Origin of the sequence: Halobellus sp. H-GB7 (genome assembly GCF_030848585.1) — an archaeon.
GTDB lineage: Archaea > Halobacteriota > Halobacteria > Halobacteriales > Haloferacaceae > Haloquadratum > Haloquadratum inordinatus.
The window spans coordinates 101715-123148 of the sequence record NZ_JAVDDW010000003.1 but is presented as its reverse complement, the minus strand read 5'-3'; the positions used below and the strand labels follow the sequence as shown (position 1 = coordinate 123148).

The 21434-nt window shown below is 63.2% G+C and carries 19 protein-coding genes; 11 read left to right on the top strand and 8 right to left on the bottom strand.

Annotated features, from left to right (window positions below):
* Positions 1-46: 46 nt before the first annotated feature.
* Positions 47-1810 (top strand): asparagine synthase-related protein, encoded by a 1764-nt coding sequence (locus RBH22_RS07475; protein WP_306677048.1) that lies wholly within the window; start codon positions 47-49, stop codon positions 1808-1810.
* A 3-nt stretch (positions 1811-1813) separates the two neighbouring features.
* Here the strand turns inward: RBH22_RS07475 and RBH22_RS07470 are convergent, their stop codons facing one another.
* On the bottom strand, positions 1814-2776 hold the full coding sequence (locus RBH22_RS07470) for a glycosyltransferase family 2 protein (RefSeq protein ID WP_306677047.1): 963 nt from the start codon (positions 2774-2776) through the stop codon (positions 1814-1816).
* A 309-nt stretch (positions 2777-3085) separates the two neighbouring features.
* Here RBH22_RS07470 and RBH22_RS07465 point away from each other — a divergent pair, with 309 nt between their 5' ends.
* The gene (locus RBH22_RS07465) at positions 3086-4132 is read left to right on the top strand and encodes a DUF1616 domain-containing protein (protein WP_306677046.1); all 1047 of its coding nucleotides are present in this window, start codon (positions 3086-3088) and stop codon (positions 4130-4132) included.
* Between the two features lie 135 nt (positions 4133-4267).
* On the opposite strand, the gene RBH22_RS07460 is transcribed toward RBH22_RS07465, so the two are convergent.
* Positions 4268-5587, bottom strand: a complete 1320-nt coding sequence (locus RBH22_RS07460) for a polysaccharide deacetylase family protein (protein ID WP_306677045.1) — start codon at positions 5585-5587, stop codon at positions 4268-4270.
* A gap of 245 nt (positions 5588-5832) precedes the next feature.
* On the opposite strand from RBH22_RS07460, the gene RBH22_RS07455 reads away from it, so the two are divergent.
* The gene (locus tag RBH22_RS07455) at positions 5833-6981 is read left to right on the top strand and encodes a glycosyltransferase family 4 protein (protein ID WP_306677044.1); all 1149 of its coding nucleotides are present in this window, start codon (positions 5833-5835) and stop codon (positions 6979-6981) included.
* Between the two features lie 115 nt (positions 6982-7096).
* On the top strand, positions 7097-8596 hold the full coding sequence (locus tag RBH22_RS07450) for a lipopolysaccharide biosynthesis protein (protein ID WP_306677043.1): 1500 nt from the start codon (positions 7097-7099) through the stop codon (positions 8594-8596).
* A gap of 33 nt (positions 8597-8629) precedes the next feature.
* Here RBH22_RS07450 and RBH22_RS07445 read toward each other — a convergent pair whose 3' ends face one another.
* A complete protein-coding gene (locus tag RBH22_RS07445) occupies positions 8630-9790 on the bottom strand; it encodes a Gfo/Idh/MocA family oxidoreductase (protein WP_306677042.1) in 1161 nt (386 codons plus the stop codon).
* A gap of 281 nt (positions 9791-10071) precedes the next feature.
* Positions 10072-11232: a glycosyltransferase gene (locus RBH22_RS07440; protein ID WP_306677041.1), complete on the bottom strand. Its 1161-nt coding sequence runs from the start codon at positions 11230-11232 to the stop codon at positions 10072-10074.
* 247 nt (positions 11233-11479) lie between these two features.
* On the opposite strand from RBH22_RS07440, the gene RBH22_RS07435 reads away from it, so the two are divergent.
* On the top strand, positions 11480-12679 hold the full coding sequence (locus tag RBH22_RS07435) for a VCBS repeat-containing protein (RefSeq protein ID WP_306677040.1): 1200 nt from the start codon (positions 11480-11482) through the stop codon (positions 12677-12679).
* Between the two features lie 97 nt (positions 12680-12776).
* Here RBH22_RS07435 and RBH22_RS07430 read toward each other — a convergent pair whose 3' ends face one another.
* Positions 12777-14054, bottom strand: coding sequence for a nucleotide sugar dehydrogenase (locus RBH22_RS07430; protein ID WP_306677039.1), 1278 nt, complete (start codon positions 14052-14054; stop codon positions 12777-12779).
* Positions 14055-14368: 314 nt separating this feature from the next.
* Between RBH22_RS07430 and aglF the strand changes: the two genes are divergently transcribed.
* The 3 genes from aglF to RBH22_RS07415 all read left to right on the top strand — a co-directional run bounded on the left by aglF (position 14369) and on the right by RBH22_RS07415 (position 15640).
* The gene (aglF, locus tag RBH22_RS07425; protein ID WP_306677038.1) at positions 14369-15106 is read left to right on the top strand and encodes a UTP--glucose-1-phosphate uridylyltransferase AglF; all 738 of its coding nucleotides are present in this window, start codon (positions 14369-14371) and stop codon (positions 15104-15106) included.
* Between the two features lie 62 nt (positions 15107-15168).
* Positions 15169-15462 (top strand): HalOD1 output domain-containing protein, encoded by a 294-nt coding sequence (locus RBH22_RS07420; protein ID WP_158547651.1) that lies wholly within the window; start codon positions 15169-15171, stop codon positions 15460-15462.
* A gap of 43 nt (positions 15463-15505) precedes the next feature.
* The gene (locus RBH22_RS07415; protein ID WP_255410154.1) at positions 15506-15640 is read left to right on the top strand and encodes a hypothetical protein; all 135 of its coding nucleotides are present in this window, start codon (positions 15506-15508) and stop codon (positions 15638-15640) included.
* A gap of 119 nt (positions 15641-15759) precedes the next feature.
* On the opposite strand, the gene RBH22_RS07410 is transcribed toward RBH22_RS07415, so the two are convergent.
* Complete coding sequence (locus tag RBH22_RS07410; RefSeq protein ID WP_121569583.1) at positions 15760-16041, bottom strand: winged helix-turn-helix domain-containing protein; 282 nt, start codon at positions 16039-16041, stop codon at positions 15760-15762.
* Between the two features lie 6 nt (positions 16042-16047).
* A complete protein-coding gene (locus RBH22_RS07405; protein WP_121569582.1) occupies positions 16048-16590 on the bottom strand; it encodes a hypothetical protein in 543 nt (180 codons plus the stop codon).
* Between the two features lie 193 nt (positions 16591-16783).
* On the opposite strand from RBH22_RS07405, the gene RBH22_RS07400 reads away from it, so the two are divergent.
* The 3 genes from RBH22_RS07400 to glmS all read left to right on the top strand — a co-directional run bounded on the left by RBH22_RS07400 (position 16784) and on the right by glmS (position 20929).
* Positions 16784-17506, top strand: a complete 723-nt coding sequence (locus tag RBH22_RS07400) for a metal-dependent hydrolase (protein ID WP_306677037.1) — start codon at positions 16784-16786, stop codon at positions 17504-17506.
* A 738-nt stretch (positions 17507-18244) separates the two neighbouring features.
* Positions 18245-18811 carry a hypothetical protein gene (locus tag RBH22_RS07395; protein ID WP_306677036.1) on the top strand — a complete coding sequence of 189 codons (567 nt, stop codon included), beginning with the start codon at positions 18245-18247 and terminating at the stop codon, positions 18809-18811.
* A 258-nt stretch (positions 18812-19069) separates the two neighbouring features.
* Positions 19070-20929 (top strand): glutamine--fructose-6-phosphate transaminase (isomerizing), encoded by a 1860-nt coding sequence (gene glmS / locus RBH22_RS07390; protein WP_306677035.1) that lies wholly within the window; start codon positions 19070-19072, stop codon positions 20927-20929.
* A 247-nt stretch (positions 20930-21176) separates the two neighbouring features.
* Here glmS and RBH22_RS07385 read toward each other — a convergent pair whose 3' ends face one another.
* Positions 21177-21401, bottom strand: a complete 225-nt coding sequence (locus RBH22_RS07385) for a hypothetical protein (RefSeq protein ID WP_121569578.1) — start codon at positions 21399-21401, stop codon at positions 21177-21179.
* Positions 21402-21434 lie beyond the last annotated feature (33 nt).

The following is a 21434-nucleotide window of genomic DNA, read 5'->3' as shown; positions in this document are numbered from 1 at the left end:
GTATCGTGCCGGACAGTTTGCAGTGTGTACCCGCAGAGGAGGATCGATGACCGGGATCGTCGGGGTCGGTCCGGATGGCCCGTCGCTCTCAGCGCTTCTCGCACCGGTTCACCAGGAGCCGTGGTACGAGACGGACCGAGCGGAAGCCGGAGACTACGGGCTCGCGATCGTCCATCACGGCACGAAGGACCCCGGCGGCTGGCACTGCTGGCAGGACGGTCGACGCGCTGGCGTGATCCACGGTGCGATCACGAACCTGGACGCGTTCGACGGCCGGTACGAACGCCTGTTCGCGCGCGTGTTCGAGGCGCCCGCCGAAACGCTCCGTCGACTCGACGGGCCGTTCCTGCTGGCCGCCGTCGACGACAGAGCAGAGCGATTACTCGTCGCGACCGACAAACTCGGGGCGCGGCCCTGCTATTACGCAGCCGAAGACGGCTTCGCGTTCGGATCGAACGCCGCATCCCCGCTCGCCGGCGTTGAAGATCCAACGGTAGACGTCCAAGGCGTGAGCGATATGGTGATGCTGGGTCAGGTCTGGGGCGAGAAGACGCTCGTCGAGGAGGTCTCAACACTTCCACCGGCGACGGTCCTCGAGTCCCAAGAGGGGAGCGTCTCCACCGAAGCGTACTGGCAGTTGGACGTCGACGTCAGCCCGAAGAAGGACCCGTTCACGCCGATCGTGAACGCCTACCGGCGCGCGATGGCGGACACGTCGGCCACGATGGACGGGTCCGTCGGGCTCTGGTTGTCAGGCGGACTCGACAGTCGGACGATGGCGAGCGAACTCTCACGGAACCTCAGTTCACTGGTCACCTACACCTACGACGCGAACCCCGCCGGCGGCGGCAACATCGAAATCGCGAAACGGATAGCCGAGCGGGTCGGCGCCGAGAACGAGCTCGTCCCGCTCACTCCGGATCGGTTCGTCGACGTGTTCGAGACGGCCGTCTCGCTGACGGGCGGGATGCTCACGTGGCGGACGTTTCTCAACCTGACGGCCGTGTTCAACATCGACGAGCCGACGGATCTGATCCTCGAAGGCTGCGGCCAAGGGACGCTGATGGGTGCCGGGATCGGCCAGACGCTCCTCGGACAGCACGAGATGCCCGAGGAGGTGCTCTACCACGCGAAGCACCAGACGGACCGGGCGACAGTACAGTCGGTGCTCGCACCCGATGTCGATCCGATGGCGACCTACCGCACGGTCGTCGCGGACGCGCCGTCGACCGACCCAGCCGAGACAGCGCTCACTGCGTACTACCGTAACTACGTCGCTCGTGGGGAATTCGCGAGCAACCGCATCGCCCGGAGCCAAGTGGGAAGTCGCGTCCCGCTGGTCGACGGTGAGTTCCTGACGGCAGCGACGGACCTCCCGCTGTCGTACCGGGAGCGGGCGATCCCCTTCACCGGCGGGAAGATTCCGGCAGGGGCGGCGAAGGGGAAGTTCGAGTTCACGCGGGCGCTTGACGACGGCCTTTCGGACATCCCCTACGAGCGGACGAAGTTCCCGCCGTCGTATCCACACTGGCTGCACACCGTGGGATTCGTCGCCGACACGGGGTCAAAACGGCTCCTCGGTAAGACGGCCTACGGGGGGCGACGGATGCAGAGCCGCTGGTACGAGAGCAACGATCGGCTACGGGCCCTCGTCGACGGACTCTTAGACGACGCCGCGACACGGCCGGTTTTCGACGCCGATACTCTCCAGACGCTGCGACGAGCCCACGACGCTGGAGAAGCCAACAACCTCGGCCCGCTCGCGGCTGTGAGCACTGTGGAGTCCTGGCTACAGCAACACCTCGAATAGCGGCTACGTCCGGGAATTACGAACGGCTCGCCGAACGTGCCGCGCCGGTTTGTACGTCATCGGCCCACCCAGTGCGACGAGCAGATACAGATACGACGTCGCATCGGTCGGGTCGCGTCCGAGCGCCGCGAGGAAGTGTTTGAGAGCGGATCTGTAGTAGCCGTTTCGGAGCGCAGAGAAGCCCAGGGTACGGGTGAGCGACGCGACGAACCGCCGTTCGGTATCGCGCCCGTACTCCGCTGCGAGATCACGGTGTTTCCGGAGGAGGAGTGGTACCGAAACGTCACGCTTGGCTTCGTAGTCGTCGGTGATCTGATCGTGTGACGTGTACCGACGAGTGACGAGCGGCTCGGGGACTGACGCGTAGCGGCACTGCGTCGACAATCGGATGTGCCACTCTTTGTCCTGTAAACTCGGGAGCCGGTCGTCGGGGACCCCGGCCGCATCGACTATCGAGCGCCGGACGACGAACCGCGAGAACGACCCCGCCTGAACCGTCCCCCGGAGGATCGCTTCGGTCACGCGACCGTCGGCGGCCGGCGTGACTGATCCAATTCGCTCACCGTCGTCGTCGACGACGCGGGCCCCGACGAGTACGACACCGACGTCGGAGCCGCCCTCTTCGAACCTGTCTGCGACCCGTTCGAGGTATCTCGGATCCCAGAGGTCGTCGTCGTCGAGGAACGCGACGAACTCGCCCACAGACCGGGAGATTCCGGTACATCGGGCGGCATTCGCACCCCTGTTTTCCTCGTGGCGAACGACCTCCGCACGCGCGAGCCCGTCGACGTCGACATCGGCCACGGCGGGTTCGATCGGCTCCGGGGAGTGATCGTCGACGACCACCAGTTCGACGCGTTCGTGCGTCTGTTCGGCGACGCATCGGACGGCCTCGGGGAGGTAGTCGGGGCGACCGTACGTCGGAATGACGACGCTCACCAGCGGGGTCGTTTCAGCGAGGACCATCGTCGACTTCTCGGCCAGAACCGTCTTTGTTATACATCGTATTTCGGGAGTCGAAGGCGGCGAACACGGCGATAACGACACAAGAGGATCTGACGGCGACGCCGCGTGCGACGTGGGGAGACCACCGTAGGAGAGCTATAACAATACACGTACGCGGGTAAGAGCCCGCGAGTCGATGGTCGATCTACTTCGATCCGATGGGAGGCATACTGTCGGACGTCGCTCCGTGCCGATATTCGGCGCTCACGGGGGCCGAGATCAGGCCCGAACGTACGTCCGACGGTATCAGAACACGAAGGGGGAACGGCGATGAACGCGGAGCGACGCTCCGGCACCCGACAGCTCGTCGACGTCTACGTAGCGCTCGCGCTGCTCGTCGTCGCGGGCGTGGGTGTCGTCGCGCCCGTCCCTGATCGAGTCCGGCTGCTCATCGCGTTGCCGACGCTGTTTCTGCTCCCGGGGTACGCGCTCACGACGCTGCTGTTTCCGACGCGTTCCGAACCGCCGTCGGGCCCCACAACGCAACTCTCGGCGGCCAACGGCACCGGTGAGCACGACGGGACCAGCGGTATCGGACACTGGGAGCGGGCCGGGTTGTCGTTCGGCGTGAGCGTGACGCTCTTGCCCCTCCTCGGGCTGCTGCTGTCGTCACTCGGGGTCGAAATCACTGCCGTGACGGCTCTCGGTGCCGTCGCCGTCCTCACATTGGTTACCCTCGGTGCCGGTATCGGACGACGGTGGCAGTACCCACAATCGGTCCGATACCAGCCGCCAATACCCTCGGTGGCGGCGTTCGTCGACGGGGGACGGAACACTGGTACACAGTCGACGAGAAGCGTTGCACTCTCAGCGGCGTTGGTCATCGTGGTCGCTGCCGCAGTGGGCAGTTTCGCGCTGGCCGTAACGGCGCCGAGTGCTGAGTCCGAATCGACGGAAGCGTCGCTACTCACGCGGGCACCGTCGGGAGAGTTAGTCGCGAGCGGCTATCCGGCGACGATCGAGCCAGGACAGCGAGAGCAGTTGGTACTCGCCGTGAGCAACGACGAGGAGGCGACCGTCGAGTACTCCGTCGTCGTGCAGTTACAGCGGCTCACCGCCGGCGACGACCCGTCCGTCCTGGCTCGCGAGCAGCATCTGACCGCACAGGAGCAACTGGCCGACGGCGAGACGTGGGAGTACGAGCACGAGATCGCCCCGCCGCCAGGGTACGCCGGCGAGCGGACGCGAGTCGTCTACCTAATCTACCGCGGCGAACCACCGGCACAGCCGAGAATGGACAACGCGTACCGATATCTGACGCTCTCACTCGGCGGGGAGCGGGCGGGCGCGACCGTGACACCGGTCGCACAGGAGTAGCGTGGTAAGTCGGCGAGGCGTGAGTAGTCGGCGAGGCATAGTTACTCGGCGAGTGGGCTACGTTGGAGAACCGTGGTTAGTCGGCGAACAGAGCGGTTGCAGTGTGATCGTGCGGTGCGGCTTCCAGCGGCGACGTCACCCGTTCTCGGCCGCCGCAACGAGTTCGTCCACGCGGACCACCTCGATCTCACCGGCCTGCTCTCGCCGGTGAACCTCGTCGACGACGCCTTGGAACTCGTCGAGCCCCGCGTCAGTCGAGAGCCCGTGGAAAAACAGCGAGAGAACGCCACCGTACGCGATCGTCTGATCTAAGAGCTGCCGGGCTTCTGTCGGAGTCGGCTCACCCTCACCGGGGATCAACTGCGGGTTCGACGGGCGCGCGATGGGCTGCCACCCGCCGACCCGTCCGCTGTCGTGGACCGTAGAGACTATTTCGAGCGCCTGTTCGTCGACGCCGCCGTAGGGGTACGCGAAGTGTCGAGCGCCTTCGGTGAACCCCCGTTCGAGGAGCCACTGCTTCGCGCTCCGGACCTGCGCTTCGACCTCTGCCGGATCGGATAGCTCACGGAGGTTCAGGTGGTCCGTCGTGTGCGAACCGACGAGCCACCCCTCTGCCTGTAGTTCTCGTAGCTGTGATTCGGTCAGTTTACCTTCGGTTCCGATCGTGCTGGGATTGACGTACGTGATCGCCGGGTAGTCGTGCTGTGCGAGATACGGAAGCGCTTTCGTGTAGTCGGTTTCGTTGCCGTCGTCGAACATAAACGCGACCTTTGGAGTCTCCGGGGCGGAGACGCGGACAGGACAGTCGAGAAAGAGCTTCTCGGTTCCGGACTCATCGCCCGGTGCCATTCGAAACGAGACACGGGTAATGTGCGCCAGATCGACGGGGGCGTCGTCGACCTGCGGATCCAACAGCCCGAAGTCGAGCCGAACCAACGCGCCGCGACTGCGAGAGACGGCGCGCGTCCGGAGGCGGTTGCCCTCGCGGTCCTGAAGGTCGATGTACGGATACGTCCCCGGAGCGCTGCCGTCGATCGCGACGTAGCACGCGGGGCGAGCGTTGCGAAAGTCCATCGGTTCGTCCAGTGGAACGTGGAGCCAGGCTCCGTCCGCTCCAGTGTGGAGTTCGGCACACTGTGTGCCCGTAACGTGCCGCTCGCTGTTGGCGTACAGTTCGCCATCCGTGACCTCGAGGTCGGACAGTCGCTCGAAAGCGTCGGAGCCGAGTCCCACGCGGGGAGGTTCCGGCGTCAGAGTCGAGTCCGACGCGTCGGCACCGTCGTGGTCTGCGCCGCGCTCCACCTGGGGCGACTCTTTGCGGCCGACACACCCGGCAGCCCCGAGCAGCGAACTCCCCGCGACCGTCGTGAGAAGCGCGCGGCGAGAGATGGTCCCGCGCGACCGCTCCAACTGTGCCCCCGCACGGCGCACCCGCTCTTTCGTCTCGTCTGTCATTTTGTTGTCGTCTTATCAGTAGCATCGGTGATTGTAATACTGCGCCTTCTCACGGCGATGGGGGTATATACTACCGGGAAGTGCAAAGCGAGACAATGTCGAAATCCGGTTTGTCGGTCTCGGGCGGCCGGTCGTGAAAGCGGCGCGACAGTGGCGTGAGCAGACAGCATCAGCAGACGCGTCCGCCGGTACGACCCTGCTAACAATGCGTCCTCAAAAGATAGAAGCGCACGATGAGTGACGCAGTGTCAACTAATCTCCTCGTCGTCGGGGCCTGCAGTCGGGATACCGGCGGCATCGCTCAGTACATCCGGGGGCAGTCCCAGCACATCGCTGACTCGGTCGACGTCACGACGCACAGCACGAGTTCGCCGCCAGGGAAGGCGGCGCTCTCGGAGGGTGGCGTCGCCAAGTACCGCTGGCTGCTCCTCGCGGTGCTTTCGGCCGTCAGGAGGGTACTGGAGTTTCCGTTCTACGAGCGGCCCGATGTCGTCCACGTACACGCGTCGTCGTACCTCTCGTTTTACCGAGAATCGGTGTTCGTCGTCTTCGGCGCGCTGGTCTGGAGGCGACCGATTGTGGTCCACATTCACGGCTCCGACTTCGACGAGTTCCTCCGCACGTCTGGTCTGCTCCGCTCGTGGTACGTCGGGTGGGTGCTGAATCTGTCCGCGGAAGTGATCGTCCTCTCCTCGTACTGGGAGCAGGTGCTCTGTGCGGAGACCGACTTGGACGAGGCGATGGTGCTGCCAAATCCCATCGACGTGTCGTCGTTCTCCGAGGATGGGCGTGCAGAAGATCCACACATCGTCTACGTCTCCAACCTCATAGAGCGGAAGGGGGTCGCCGAGTTCGCCGACGCGATCCGACGCTTAAGCGCACGCGACGGACCCGAGTTTCGAGTGAGCATCGCTGGGGACGGTCCGGAGTCCGAGCAGATGCGAGCACTCGCGGCCGAGTACGAATTCGTGGAGTACTACGGGTACGTCTCGGAGAGTCGGAAGTACGGGCTGTTGACCGACGGATCGATCTACGTGCTGCCCACGTACGCTGAAGGGTTACCGATCTCGCTCTTGGAAGGGATGGCCGGCGGCAACGCCGTCGTGTCGACGGAGGTCGGGGCGATCCCGGAGGTTGTCGGCTCCGAGAACGGCATCCTGATCCCGCCGGTCGACGTCGATGCGCTCGTCGACGCGCTGGATACGCTTCGCACTGACGGCCAGTTGCGGCGGGAGATGGGCGAGACGAACCGTGAGCTCGTACGCGAGCAGTACACGTGGACGCGGATCAGCCGCGAACTCCAGGAGTTGTACGAGCGGCTTCGGCCACGGTCACAACCCGGAGCGGGTCGAACCGGCGGGTCGCCGTCCCAGACTGTCACCAGCCCGAAGTAGACTGTTCTTACGGTCACGCAGTCACGCGCGTAGTACTCACATAACTAAACCAAAGAGAGACATACCGGATCGTGTGTCCGTTTTCGTACACTGGGCGCACTCTCGATAGCGCACGATGGACCTAGATAGACTCAAACAAGCGGTTCAGCGGTTAACCCCGACAGGCGGAACGACAGAGCGTATCGTCAAGAGCGTCATCTGGGTGACCGGCCAGAACGTGATCGGCCGCCTCATCCAGCTCGCAATGTTACTCGTGTTGGCTCGGCTGATCGGGCCCCGCGAGATCGGGTTGGTTGGAATCGCACTGTTGGCGTTGAGCGCGTCACGGAAGTTCACGAACATCGGTCTGAACGCGGCGATCGTCCAGCGGAAGGAGTCGAACGTCGACGGCTACCTCAACACGAACTGGCTGCTCGAGATCGGACGCGGCGCCCTCATCACGGTCGTGCTGTTCGCCAGCGCGCCGCTGATCGCGTCGCTATTCGATACGCCGCGTGCAGAGCCCTTACTACAGGCGATCGGGTTCTCGCCACTCATTCTGGGACTGCGGAACCCGGGCGTCGTCTACTTCCAGAAGAACCTGGAGTTTCACAAGCAGTTCGTCTACCGAATCTCCGGCTCGATCGGATCATTTATCGTCGCCGTCGGGTACGCACTCGTCTGGCCGACCGCGTGGGCCTACGTCGCGGGGTTTCTGACCGCAGACGTCATTCGACTCGTCGTCTCGTATGTGATCCACGACTACCGACCGCGACCGCAGTTCGATCGTGAGGTCGCCGGCGAGCTCATCAACTACGGGAAGTGGATAACTGGTTCGTCGATTCTGTACTTCATCTACAGCGAGGGCGACGACGCGTTCGTCGGCTGGCTGCTCGGCCCCGTCGCGCTCGGGTGGTACCAGTACGCCTACCGATTCTCGAACGCGCCGGCGACAGAGATCTCGCAGGTCGTCTCCTCAGTGATGTTTCCGGCTTTCTCGGAGTATCAGGACAATCCCGAACGCTTGCGGAGCAGTTTCCTCAAGACGGTGCAACTGGTCTCGCTCGTGACGTTCCCGATGGCGATCGGGATCGCGGTCGTCACTCCGACCTTCGTTCGGGGCTTCCTCGGCAGCGACTGGACGGGTATGATAACGGCGATGCAGATACTCACGCTGTTCGGCCTGTTTCGCTCGCTTGGGAAGGTGTTCGGCGCCTTCTGGAAGGCGATCGGGCGCCCCGACTACATCACGAAACTCTCGGTGCTCCGCGTCGCGTTGCTCGCTCTTCTCATTTATCCGGCGACGTCGACGCTGGGGATCACCGGAACGGCGCTTCTCACCACCGGCATCTTCGTCTTCCCGATGATGCCGATCGACCTCTACATCATCACCCGGTCGGTTGGAACGAGCTACTCCGCGCTCCTCTCCGAGTTGGTCTACCCGCTGGCCGCCAGCGCGATAATGGGTGCGATCGTCTGGTACGTGAATCTCGTGCTCGAGATACCGCCGATCGCCGAGTTCGTCGTGCTCGTCAGTCTCGGCGCGATAATCTACGGAGTCGTGACGCTCATCTTCACCCAGCAGTTCGGCTGGGACATCGATAAGAACGTGCGAGAACTGATGTCGACGCTCTGAGTGCGGCGTTGGCGATCGGAACGGGAAAAACGACTACTCGGCCTCGACCCCAACGTCGTACACGCCCGCTTCGACCATCGCTTCGAGCGGATTGTCGTCGATGTCCAGCGGGAGGTCGACGCGTCCCTGTCGACGGGCCGACTCCCACGACGCGAAGGCCAGTTCCGTCGCTCTGAGCGAGACGGCACCTCGGATCGACGGCTCCCTGCCTTCGAGAAGGGACTCGATCACCTCGTCGATCGACCGCTCGTGGAAACTGGGTTTGTCGAGTCGACTCTCGTCGACGACCGGTACCCGCTCGAAGAGTTTCTGCACGCCAGCCCTCGCAAGCCCGGTCTGGGGGCCGTAGATCGTCTCGGAGGTGTCGACGGTTTTCCACGCCGAGTCGCCGGTCCGGTACCGCAAGTCGGGCCCGTCTTCGACGCCGAGTTCGATGACGCCGTCACTCCCAACGAGACGGAGGTAGCACCCGACGACGTCGGCACCGAGCCCGTCGGCTTCGCCCGTGATAGCGAGTCCGGTAACGCCGTCCTCGTACTGCCACTGCGCGAGCCCCTGGTTCTCGTTGTGCGTCCCGAACCACAGGTTCTCCTCGCGGTAATCGACGTTGGCTAGGACCCACTTCACGGGCGTCCCGTCGGTGTAGAAGCCACAGAGGTCGAACAGGTGCACGCCGGCGTCGAGGAGGTTCGCTTCGCCCCACTCCAACCGTTCGAGGTCGCCGATCTCACCGCGGTCGAGCAGTGCCTTCGCTTTCAGGAACGGCCCCCCGAACCGACGCTGGTGGTTGATCGTGAACTGAACGTCGTTTCGGTCACAGGCCTCGACCATCCGCTGGCAGTCGCCCCAGGTCGTTGCCATCGGCTTCTCGCAGTGGACGGCGTCCGGCGTCCCGCTCTCGGCGCAGCCGACGACGATGTCGGCGTGTACTGAGGGGGGCGTACAGACGCTCACGACGTCGATTCCGAGTTCTTCCAGCATCGTCTCGTAGTCCTCGTAGACGTTGCCTTTCGGAACGTCGAACCGATTGGCGAACGCCAGGGCATTCTCTGGGACGATGTCCGCACAGGCCACGAGTTCGACGTCGTCGCGTCGCTCGTATCCAGGCGCGTGTCGATACGCCATCGCGTACCCGGTCCGATCCCGCTGTTCGGGGTCCTCGCCGGTCCCGATGACGGCGGCGTTGAGTACCATACGAGATGGGATTTCGCTGGCCGCGTCAATACTATACTCTCCGTACCGTGCGTTATGGGTCGCCTACGGTCGTTCGAGTACGAGGACCGGACCTGGCCCATCGGTTACCGCGACACCTGATGGTCCATCGTCGACTTGTACAGTAGATTTGCAAGTCATCACGCACCCGATCACACGCCGTCGTACGATCGAGTGTGCACTCATAGGGATTATCGTCACTGTTCGGAGATTCTCGCCGTACTGTCCGGCGAGACATCTATGCGGACGTACGATAATCCCTATCAGTTGCAAATGCTACTGTAGAGCCGCCGGGTACGCAACGACAGATCGGACCAATCGAGCCGCGTGCTCGCCTCGTAATTCCCCTCGCCCATCGTTCGGAGATCGGCATCCAGAGCGTCAGCGAGCGCCGCCCGCAGCCCATCAGTTTCGTCGGGATCGTAGCGGACGTTCCACCGCGGGTCGAGTCGCTCGCCGACGCAACCGCGGTTCGGTGCGACGACCGGGTTTCCGAACGACATCGCGAGGATGGCCGCCCCGGAGGTGAGCACCTCTTCGTAGGGGAGAACCACGGCGTCCGCCGCGTTCATATACAGCTGGATCTCGTCGTCGGGGACGAATTCCAGAACCGCACGTGCCCGGTCGTCGGCCGCGACGCGGTCGCGGACCGTGGCAGCCAGCTCGTCACTCCAGGGATTGCCGACCACTAACAGCCGGGCGTCCGGGGCGTCGAGTTCGCGGAACGTATCGACGAGTTCCGGGACGTTCTTGTACGGCCGGATGAGCCCGAAGTACAGGAAGACTGTTTCCTCGGGTCCATAGCCGAGATCTGCTCGCGCGGACGCGCGGTCTATCTCGTTCGGGTAACTGTCGAGGTAATTGCCGTGTGGGACCGTCCGGACGTCCGGCCGCTCGTCTGCCGAGAGGTCGAACAATTCCATCACGGTGTCGCGGGCGGCGTCACAGTGGACGATGATCCCATCGATGAGCCGCGTGGCAAGTCGTTTCGTGAGTAGTTCGACGCGCGGCGAGCGTCGGGCGTGTTCGCCTAGGTTGTGGACTGTCCACACTACCCGGACGCCCGACAGCCGAAGGACGAGGAGTTCGACGAGGAGCCGCAGGCCCAACAGCGCGGTGAGCCAGGACTGCTCCGTCACGAAAGATTTGCTCAGCCAGTGAAGATGAACGACGTCGGGGCGACCGTGTTCGCGTACCGCCGGGAGAAGCGAGACATAGCGCCCGTAGCCCGACATCTCGACAGCGACATTGTGAGACTGGAGGCCGTCACGTAACTCCCGTTGGTATGGGTTCGAATCGGTCGAATCGGGATACATCAACACCGACAACTCGGAACGATTCTCGTCTGCGAGCGCAGCTGTGTCAGCACTCGAACGGGCGGCCGACGCGGTGGTCGACTCCCCGGGGGGTTCAGGGTGGGCCATACTAGCCTTTCACAGACTCCTATGACGGACAACGTGGGCCGTCGGCTAAAGTAGTTATCCGCTTACTGTCGACAGCGACGGGACGGGCACAGCTCATAGGGCTTATCGTAACTGTTCGGAGATTCTCGCCGTACCGTCCGGCGAGACATCTATGGCGACGTACGATAATCCCTATCAGTCCCCCCTCGTCGCCGTTCACAGATAGTATCGCGGATATAACGAAGTGCTTTCGAAGGGCGTCTCTGGTATGGGCTTCCACCATCAGACGATCGACGCCGACCCGCCGTGCGGCCGCCTGGGATCGTGTGAAGTGACAGATCTCACAGGAAACGGTCGTCCGGACGTGGTCGTGACCGGAATGGGCGCGGTTCCGACCATATCTATCGCTGACAAAGAGATCAACGTCCGGAAACTGCCGGTACTCGGTGAATTGTACGCGCGCACAGAGACGTACGCGTTCTGGTACGAGAACCCGGGATGGGAGCGTCACGACATCACCTCGGAGTCGAATCTCCACCTCGACGTGGGGGCGACGCTCTACGACATCGACGGCGACGGTCGGACGGACCTCCTTGCGGGTCAGGGGTACGCACACAACGACGTCTACTGGTTTCAACAGCCCGCCGATCCCCGAGACGAGTGGACGAAACGCCTCGTCACGGACCGCTTCCAGAAGTACCACGACCTCGCCGTCGGCGACGTGGACAACGACGGAGCGCCCGAACTCGTCGGACTCTCACAGAGATCCGCGTCGGTGTTCTACTACGACATCCCGGACGATCCGACGGTCGAGCCGTGGCCGGACGACCACTGTACGGTCGTCGACGACGACAACGCGGTCGAAGGGATCTACATCGGCGACGTCGACGGCGACGGCGCGAACGAACTCCTCGCTGGAACCTCGCTCTATCGGCTAGAAGACGGACGCTGGACGCGCGAACAGTTCGCCGCCGGCTGGGACGACGTGCGCGTCGCCGTCGGCGACGTCGACGGCGACGGACGTCCGGAGGTCGTCCTCAGCGAGGGCGACTCGCCGAAGTACGGGACCCACCCTGGGCGTGTGGGGTGGTTCGACCCGCACACCTGGGAGGAGCACGTCGTCGCCGAGGGGCTCTACTGCCCGCACAGTCTTCAGCTCGCGGACTTTACCGGTGACGGCACCCAGGATATTTTCGTCGGCGAGATGGGCCTCAGCGAGAACGACTTGCCGACGCATTACGTGTTCAGCCACGTCGGCGACGGGAAGTTCGAGAGCCAGACTGTTTCCCAGGGGATTCCGACCCACGAGGCGAAGGCCGTCGACCTCGACGGCGACGGACGGGTGGACGTCGTCGGGAAGTCCTACGAACCGAACGCTCGGGTCGACGCGTGGCTGAATCCGGTCGAAGCGGACGTCGAGGAGACAGAGCGGGCAGATTCGACGTCTCGGCAGTCGGCGACGGACTGATACTGTCGGGCGACAGTTCGTGAATGATGTTGGCATCCACGGGGTGCCGATGCGTTGCACATCGTTTTGTCCGACAATACGAGATCGAATCCGCGCGCTAGAGTCCGACGACCTCGAACCCGGCGTCGACCCACCGATCGGCGTCCAGCAGAGCGAGCGGGTCGACGACGAGCCGTTTTTCGAGGAGCTCCCCGACTCGTTCGGGATCTAGATCGGTGAACTGGTCGTGTGATGCTGCGATCACCGCGGCGTCAGCGCCGTCGAGTGCCTCCGTCTGTGACTGCAGCGCGAGCGTCGGGTCCGTCGCGACCGGGTCGTGGAGGCGTACGTCGAGGTTGTCGCCGCCGTCCGGGAGAGGCCGCTCCGAGCGCGTGTGGCCGGCGAGTCGGCGAGCGATGGCCAGCCCCGGGCTATTTCGCGTGTCACTGACGTTCCCCTTGTACGTCACGCCCAGGACGGCGATCGTCGCTCCCCGGACGGTGCCGAGTGCGTCTTCCAGACGAGTGATGACGTAGTCGGGCATCCGGTCGTTGACGCGTCGGGCGCAGTCGATGAGCGTCGTCTCCTCTGAGTCCTGCCCGAGGAAGAGCGGATCGACCGGGAGACAGTGCCCGCCGACGCCGGGGCCGGGGTCGAGGATGTCGACGCGGGGGTGGTTGTTCGAGAGGTCGATCGCGGTCCGCACGTCGACGCCGTAGTCCGCGGCGACGAGCGCGAGCATATTGGCGTAGGCGATGTTCACGTCCCGGTGGGCGTTCTGTACGAGTTTGACGAACTCCGCGGTCGTGGCGTCCGGTGCGGTGTGGACCGCACCGTCGATGATGTCCTCGTACAGTGCAGCGATAGTGGCGGTCGAGTCGTCGTCGACGCCGCCGACGATACGGTCGTTCGTCCGAATCTCCGTCACCGTGTTCCCCGGCATCACAGTCTCCGGCGTGTACCCGAGGTCGAAGTCGACCCCGGGAGAGAGATCCGAGTCAGAGAGGATCGGGGCAAGCGTCTTCTGGGTCGTCCCCGGCGGGACGGTCGATTCGAGTACGACGACGTCGTCGGGTTCGAGCACGTCCGCGATCGCCGCGCTGGCCTGCTCGACGTACGTCAGGTTCGCCCGGTCCGCCTCGTAGTCGTAGGGGGTCGGCACACAAATGAAGTGAACGTCCGCAGAGACCGGCCGGTCGCTGGCCGTCAGGCCGGACGAGAGGGCGTCCAGCACGTACGTCTCGAACTCGGGGTCCGATATCGACGGCTCGCCGGTTCGAATCGCCTCGATGACGCCGTCGTCGACGTCGTAGCCGGTCACGTCGTGTCCGTTGTTCGCAAAGAGAGAAGCCGTCGCCAAACCGACGTAGCCGAGACCGTGTACACAGAGATTCATACTCCCCACCTGTGCGGATACGGGCTTTGTTATGCAGAACTTGCAGGTTCGAACGCAGGACAGAGCGCCCGCAAAACGTGGAAGGGAGTCACTGCTCCCGCTCATACTGTCGGACAGAACTGTGTGAAGAGTCTCGGCACCCCGTGGGCACCAACATAGTTCACGAACTTCTGTCCGACAGTATCAGGCAGGTGCGCGCTCCCCACCATACGGCGGCCGTGGGACGTGCCGCACGCGACGTCCAGAGCGTCTCCGGGGGCCACCAGAACCGAAACCGGAGCATAACAAAAGGACGTCAGAGCCCCGAATCAGGTATGCAAGCAGTCGTGCTCGCGGCCGGAAGAGGGACCCGCCTCCGTCCACTGACGGAGAACAAACCGAAAGGACTCGTCGAAGTCGACGGGAAACCGATTCTGACCCACTGTTTCGAACAGCTGACCGACCTGGGCGCAAAGGAACTGCTCGTCGTGGTCGGCTATCGCGCCGAGGACATCGTCGACTACTACGGCGAGGAGTTCGCCGACGTGCCGATCCAGTACGCACACCAAGAACAACAACTCGGACTCGCACACGCGCTCAATACGGTCGAAGACCAGATCACGGACGACTTTATGCTGATGCTCGGTGACAACGTCTTCCGAGCCAACCTCGAAGACGTGGTTCGCCGGCAGCGCGAGAGCCGCGTCGACGCCGCCTTCCTCGTCGAAGAAGTGCCCCAAGAGGAGGCATCCCGCTACGGCGTCTGCAACACGAACGACTACGGAAAGATCGTCGAGGTCGTCGAGAAACCGGACGATCCGCCGACGAACCTGGTAATGACAGGGTTCTATACCTTCTCGCCGGCGATCTTCCACGCGACGCGACTCGTCCAGCCCTCCGATCGCGGCGAGTACGAACTCTCGGACGCGATCGACTTGCTCATACAGTCCGGACGGACGATCGACGCGGTCGAACTCGAAGGATGGCGGATCGACGTGGGCTACCCCGAAGATCGGGCTGAAGCCGAACGGCGGCTACGAAACGCGGAGGAGGAAGCTGCGTCACACGTGTGACACGAATCGCGGAATAACGGGAAATATATAAACTAGGTCACGCAAGCATCGATGACGATTGGATGAAACGAGCACAACCAGACGGTATTTCTGACTCTGCGACGGCGAGTAGCGGTACGACGTTCGATTTCGATCCAGGACGGGAAACCATCGTCGTCGACGTCGTCGAGGCGGTTTCGGCGATCGCAGGTGTAGAGGCACAACAGTTCGAACCGCGATTGTACGAGGCAATCGACCCCGACGCTCTTACACGATTAATCCAATCAGGCGGCGACGGGGTTAGCGTGTCGTTCGAGTTAGGTGAGTATCAGGTTACTGTCCGAGGGCGCGGGGAGATCGAAGTCGCAGACCTGTAACCAGCGGTATATTTATTACCATCTTCTTGCAACGTAGTTACGAATGTCAGACTGGTTTACTGAAGAGGAGATGGACCGAATGGCTCGATTCGCACAGTCGTCGGGCTACGCTCGTGATCCGACGATGCTGCTCCCGGAAGAGGCTGAATCGGACGAAGACGGCGAACAACAAGAGTAGTGAGCCATCGGGTCACGGTCACGACACGAACGCGACAAGCGAGTAACGAGGGCATTCCTCGGCTCGACTGAGAATATTTCTCACCACGCGCGTCGAAGCCCTCGGTCCGCACGCGTTGGCTACTCGTCGAGCAGCCCTTGCTCTTCGATCTCGTCCCAGAGTGCCTGGCCGTCGTCGGTAATACCGTACACGCGCCCTTTGCGGCGCTCTTCGGAGACTAACAGATCGACGAAACCGCGCTCACGGAGACTCGTCAGCGCGTGAGAGACCGAAGCGATACCGATGTCCTCGTCGTCGGCGATCTGTGAAGGCGTCGCTGGCCCCTCGGCGAGCCGGGACAGCACCGCGACGCGGTACTGTGAACTGATCACGAATCCGATGTGGTCCCACGTGTCTGTCATCGTTGCTCATTCATATTCGACCGGGATGCGCGCGCCGTTGGTCATCGCTCGCTCGTTGTACACGTAGTGGACTCCGCTGACGACCACGAGACCGATCAAGATAGCAATGCCGACGTACTGTGGCGACAAGAAGGGTATGTCGACGGCAATCGAGAAAACGTATACGAGAAGTCCAACCAAAGCGACGCCCGCGTACACGAGTTGCCACGGGAATGGTTCGCTTTCTTCCTCGAAGTACTGTGCAAGTTCGTCGACGTGCCGTGTGGGCGAGACGATGCCCGTTTCCGAGTCGTACTCTACGACACCGGCCTCCGAGAGTTTCGGGATATGTGTCTGGTACAATGAAACGTAGGTTCGCTTTCGCTGCTGTGCGGACAACTCGTCGGGTCGGATCTCGTTCTCCTCGGCGGCGAGTTCCTCGGCGAGGTCGCTCAGCTCGATTCCCTCGCGATCGCTCTGGAGCCGGCGAAGCACGAACCGCCGGCGGGCGTTGCTCAGCAGGTCGAACGCGGTGTCCTGCGACAGCGTGTGGGGTTCGTTGGGTGACATCAGAATCTCGCGACGACGGGGAGGTGGTATTTCTTTCCGGAGGTATCTGCTTTGTTAGGTGTATGTTATGCGACGGTTGGATGATCCTACCCCTCGTAGTCTGGACATTACTTTGCTCGTGTGTGGGCCACCTTCACCGAATGCAACAGGGGTGCCACCAACTGGTCGGTCGTCCGCGCTGGCGAAAGAATCCGTGGCGACGAGTCGAACCGACACATCGACGACGAGTCGAATCCTGTTCGGAGGAGGACTCTCGGCACTGTGCGAAGAACGACCAGAGCAGCGGGCAGCGGAACCGGAACTGGAAGGTCAGGGACCGACGGGAGCAGACGTAACGATGTGGCCGTGGGAACACGCCGCCGTCGGCTATCTCGTCTACTCGATCGTGGTTCACGTCCTCCGCGGCCGTTCACCGACGGGACGCGAAGCGATCGTCGTCGCGCTCGCGTCGCAGTTTCCCGACGTCGTCGACAAGCCGCTCAGTTGGGAGCTCGGCATCGTGAGCACCGGCTACGGCGCTGCCCACTCGGTTCTCTTCGCGGTTCCGTTGTCGATTGGCGCCGTCTACGTGGCCCACGTCTACGACCGCGGCCATCTCGGGGCGGCGTTCGCGATCGGCTATCTGTGTCACCTACCGGGAGATCTCCTCCTCGGGTACCTGAACCAGGGACGAATTCCCATCGAGAACGTCCTCTGGCCGGTTCGCATCGCTGACCCGGTGGGGGAGACCCCGGAAGGCGGATTCATCACGACGTTCCAGGAGTATCTCAGCGGCTACGTCGGCGAGATTCTCGCCGGAACCCCCGAAACGGCGACGCTCATCGGATTCATCACCCTCACAGGGTGTTTCGTCGTCTGGCTCCTCGACGGGGCACCTGGCGTCCGCGAAGTGTTCGGTGCACTGACGTCACACTGATTTGGACGCCGTCGATCCGCTCGGGGCTGCGTTGAAACCGGTGGCGTCCGCAACCGCGCCTGACTAACGGCCGGTTTCGACAGCGCAGAGAGTTTTTGTCCGGACGTATCTCGATATGAGAGAGGTAACGCAGCACCGATCCAGGGTCACGGCTACGATGGGGCCGCGTGGCCGGTAGGCAAGTACGTATCATCGGACGTGCGCGATCGACGGGATCGTTCGCCGACTCGAACAACGCGGGTCATACCGATCAGTTCCGCAGAATACCCTAATTGCCACACTGAGGGCAGTTTATGAAACCATATAGCAGTCTTAGGAACGTCATAATACAGGATAATTCGCCAAAAGCGTCGTATGGTTTTAATATCCTCCTTCTAAATTATGAGCCTGTCATACGACAAACAGCAACTGATTGTGACCGGATGAGTCGGGGCCTACCGCCCGCGGCATCCGGTCACAAATAAGACATACCGAGGCTATGCAAGGATTTACCAGGGGAGACGGGGCGCGCTCGTGCGGTGATGAGCTACTAGCGCGAGGAACGCCAGTCGTGACGCAGTGCAGTTCCCGAATCTGGGGTGGCCCGCCGAGGGACGCTGGCCCGAATAAAGACAGCCCGTATCGCAGCGAGGCAGTTACGCCGAGCTTGAACGAGACAACATCCGAAGATACCAGATCTGACAGCGCCACAGAGTGCGATGCGCTCTCTGGGCATCCGTCGCGACTACCGAACAAACCATGAGCGTGTCCAAACAAGACCACAAAGAGCAATCGAGTTCCGACACAGAATCGTCGCAGACCACCGACACGGAGGAGTCCCAGCCGCCCGAACCATCGCTGGACGTCGTCTTCGACGTGCTCCGAAATCGTCGCCGACGGCTCGTGATGAAAGCACTCGAGGAACGCGACGGCTCGACGACTCTCAGCGATCTCGCCGAACACATCGGGGGCATCGAGAACGACAAGCCGCCGCAGGCACTCAACGCCCAGGAACGAAAACGCGTCTACGTCGGCCTGTATCAGTGCCACCTCCCCAAGATGGACGACGCCGACGCGATCGAGTTCGACAAGAACCGCGGAACGGTCGAACGCGGCGAGATGGGGGACAGATATCACGAGTACCTGCAACGAGATGTCGACGCCAAGTCCGGCTGGCCGATTTACTACGGTGGCGTCTCCGCGGTGGCAGCCGTTTCCTACGCCGCTGTCGTCATCCTTGCCGGCCCGCAACCGATCGTCGCGATGGGGGCGCTGGTGCTCATCGGTGCACTCGCAGCGTACCACTGGTCCAGTTCGTCCGAGTGACACTCTATCGCAGTACGCTAGGCGCCTTCTGACGCCGGAAAACGGGACGTACGGAGGTACCTCGAACCCTGCACTGCCAGCCGTTAGTCAGTTTCTGCAACGGTTGTGTCATCATAACAAAGCACAGAGGGGTGTGAGATAGGGCAGGTCGTTCCGGCCCCGCTCGGGACGGCTCTGATCACTTATGACTCGACGAAATAGATCCGAGGAGCCGCGATCGTACCGCGCCGATATACCCGATCGAGCGAGGCGGTAGCGATGTGTGGGATCGTCGCCCGCGCCGGCTTCGGTGACGCCATCGACGAGCTCCTCGCCGGCCTCCAGAACCTGGAGTACCGGGGGTACGACTCCGCGGGTGTCGCCGTCCGAGACGAGAGCGGCGGGATCTCCGTGTGCAAGCGCGAAGGCGAGACTGACGCCCTGGAAGCCGCCCTCGAGGATCGTCGACTCGGCGGCGCTGTCGGCATCGGTCACACGCGCTGGAGTACCCACGGTGCGCCGTCCGATGCCAACGCGCACCCGCACACCGACGACACGAACCGCGTCGCAATCGTCCACAACGGTATCATTCGGAACCACGACGCCCTCCGAAGCGAACTCCGCGATGCCGGACACGAGTTCACGAGCGAGACCGATACAGAGGTCATTCCCCACCTCGTCGCGGCGGCGCTCGAAGACGGCGCCGGCCCGGAAGCGGCGTTCCACGAGGCGACGGAGCGGCTGGCGGGAAGCTACGCGATCGCAATGGTCGTCGACGGCGAGGACACCATCTACGCAACCCGCAACGGGTCCCCGCTCGTTCTCGGCATCGGCGAGAACGCGAACTACCTCGCCAGCGACGTTCCCGCGTTCCTCGAATTCACAGACCGCGTGGTCTACCTCGAAGACGACGACGTGGTCGCGCTCGATGCCGACGGTTATCAGATCACCGACCAAGACGGAACGCCCGTCGATCGAACGGTCGAGACTGTCGAGTGGAGCGCCGGCGACGCTCGTAAAGGCGTGTACAGTCACTTTATGCGAAAGGAGATCGACGAGCAGCCGGTCTCGCTCCGACAGACCGTCGACGGGCGGATCGAAGACGGCCGGAGCGTGCTCGAAGAGTTCCCGCCGGAGTACCTCGACGATGTATCCGACGTCGTCTTCGTTGCCTGCGGGACCTCATATCACGCTGCGATGTACGGGAGCACGCTGCTTCGCCGACGCGGGATCCAGGCGACCGCGCTGCGCGCCAACGAGTTCGCCCACGATCCGATGCCGGTGACAGATCGGACCCTCGTGGTCGCCGTGACCCAGAGCGGTGAAACGGCGGACACGCTGGCGTCGTTGCGTGCGGCGAAGGAGTCGCCGGCGCGGACGCTGGCGGTCACGAACGTCGTCGGATCGAGCGCTGCACGCGAGGCCGACGACGCGCTGTTCATCCGGGCCGGTCCGGAGATCGGCGTCGCCGCGACCAAGACGTTCTCCTCGCAGGTCGCTGCACTCGCACTTCTCGCAGACCACCTCGAAACCGGGCGGACGGCCCAGTCTGAGGACCGCGAGATGTGGCCGGATACGACCGAAGCGACAGCTGACGGCGGCGTGGAGGGAACTCAAATCGACGAACTCGGGACGCTCCCGGACGCAGTCGAGACCGTCGTCAGCGACGGAAGTGCAGCGCGGTTGGCTACCCAGTACGCGGAGGCGGAGTCGTACTTCTTCATCGGTCGCGGTGTCGGCTACCCCGTCGCGCTCGAAGGCGCACTCAAGTTCAAAGAGATCACCTACGAGCACGCCGAGGGGTTCGCGGCGGGCGAACTGAAACACGGCCCGCTCGCGCTCGTGACGCCGGCTACCGTCGTCGTGGCCGTGTTAACCGGCCGGAACGACGAGCGAACGCTACACAACATCCGGGAGGCCCAGAGCCGTGGCGCGCCGGTGATCGGAGTCGGCCCCGCGTCGGCGACCGAGGTGCGACAGACCGTCGACGACTACCTCGAGTTCCCCGACGTGAATCCGAACCTCGCCGGCGTCCTGGCGAACGTGCACCTCCAGTTGCTCGCCTATCACGCCGCCGAGATCCGTGATCGGGCGATCGACAAACCACGGAACCTGGCCAAGAGCGTCACCGTAGAGTAACAGACCGAATCTGTCGGTCGGGTGGGATCCATCCAACGCGTGCTGTTTCTATACGAGAGTAGCGTGCGCACAGAATACAGAGCCGATCGCACGACTTCGTGCGTTCGGGTGAGTAAAGACTCGCAAGCGCTATGCAGTTGCTGTCGCTCGACGTCGATCAGGGATTGGAAAGTGAGAGGATCAGAGTCGGTGCCTGCGGGCGTGTCGCGCTGGAGGGCCGAATAGCGGACGTGTGTGCAGCGGGAAGTTAGGGCGACCCGCGGGCAGGCCACTTGACCCGAGTGGCGCCGGTCTCGTCGCTCTCCTCGCGCAGCGCCGCCTCGCCGACGGCCAACTGCGTCCGCGTGAGGCAGTTCAGACACCCGTGAACGGTGTTATCGAAACCGAACACGCGTACGAACTGTTTGCTGACAGCCGCACCGCAGCGTTCACAGCGCCGATTCGAGTTCGTCGAGGTGGTCCGTTCTGACATACAGGCTGGGATTGCCTAACATCATCTTGGTTA

Bases quoted from the DNA above. Each gene is read 5' to 3' on its own strand.
- RBH22_RS07475 (WP_306677048.1), top strand. From the start codon at position 47: ATGACCGGGATCGTCGGGGTCGGTCCGGATGGCCCGTCGCTCTCAGCG.
- RBH22_RS07470 (WP_306677047.1), bottom strand. From the start codon at position 2,776: ATGGTCCTCGCTGAAACGACCCCGCTGGTGAGCGTCGTCATTCCGACG.
- RBH22_RS07465 (WP_306677046.1), top strand. From the start codon at position 3,086: ATGAACGCGGAGCGACGCTCCGGCACCCGACAGCTCGTCGACGTCTAC.
- RBH22_RS07460 (WP_306677045.1), bottom strand. From the start codon at position 5,587: ATGACAGACGAGACGAAAGAGCGGGTGCGCCGTGCGGGGGCACAGTTG.
- RBH22_RS07450 (WP_306677043.1), top strand. From the start codon at position 7,097: ATGGACCTAGATAGACTCAAACAAGCGGTTCAGCGGTTAACCCCGACA.
- RBH22_RS07445 (WP_306677042.1), bottom strand. From the start codon at position 9,790: ATGGTACTCAACGCCGCCGTCATCGGGACCGGCGAGGACCCCGAACAG.
- RBH22_RS07440 (WP_306677041.1), bottom strand. From the start codon at position 11,232: ATGGCCCACCCTGAACCCCCCGGGGAGTCGACCACCGCGTCGGCCGCC.
- RBH22_RS07435 (WP_306677040.1), top strand. From the start codon at position 11,480: ATGGGCTTCCACCATCAGACGATCGACGCCGACCCGCCGTGCGGCCGC.
- RBH22_RS07430 (WP_306677039.1), bottom strand. From the start codon at position 14,054: ATGAATCTCTGTGTACACGGTCTCGGCTACGTCGGTTTGGCGACGGCT.
- aglF (WP_306677038.1), top strand. From the start codon at position 14,369: ATGCAAGCAGTCGTGCTCGCGGCCGGAAGAGGGACCCGCCTCCGTCCA.
- RBH22_RS07420 (WP_158547651.1), top strand. From the start codon at position 15,169: ATGAAACGAGCACAACCAGACGGTATTTCTGACTCTGCGACGGCGAGT.
- RBH22_RS07415 (WP_255410154.1), top strand. From the start codon at position 15,506: ATGTCAGACTGGTTTACTGAAGAGGAGATGGACCGAATGGCTCGATTC.
- RBH22_RS07410 (WP_121569583.1), bottom strand. From the start codon at position 16,041: ATGACAGACACGTGGGACCACATCGGATTCGTGATCAGTTCACAGTAC.
- RBH22_RS07405 (WP_121569582.1), bottom strand. From the start codon at position 16,590: ATGTCACCCAACGAACCCCACACGCTGTCGCAGGACACCGCGTTCGAC.
- RBH22_RS07395 (WP_306677036.1), top strand. From the start codon at position 18,245: ATGAGCGTGTCCAAACAAGACCACAAAGAGCAATCGAGTTCCGACACA.
- glmS (WP_306677035.1), top strand. From the start codon at position 19,070: ATGTGTGGGATCGTCGCCCGCGCCGGCTTCGGTGACGCCATCGACGAG.
- RBH22_RS07385 (WP_121569578.1), bottom strand. From the start codon at position 21,401: ATGTCAGAACGGACCACCTCGACGAACTCGAATCGGCGCTGTGAACGC.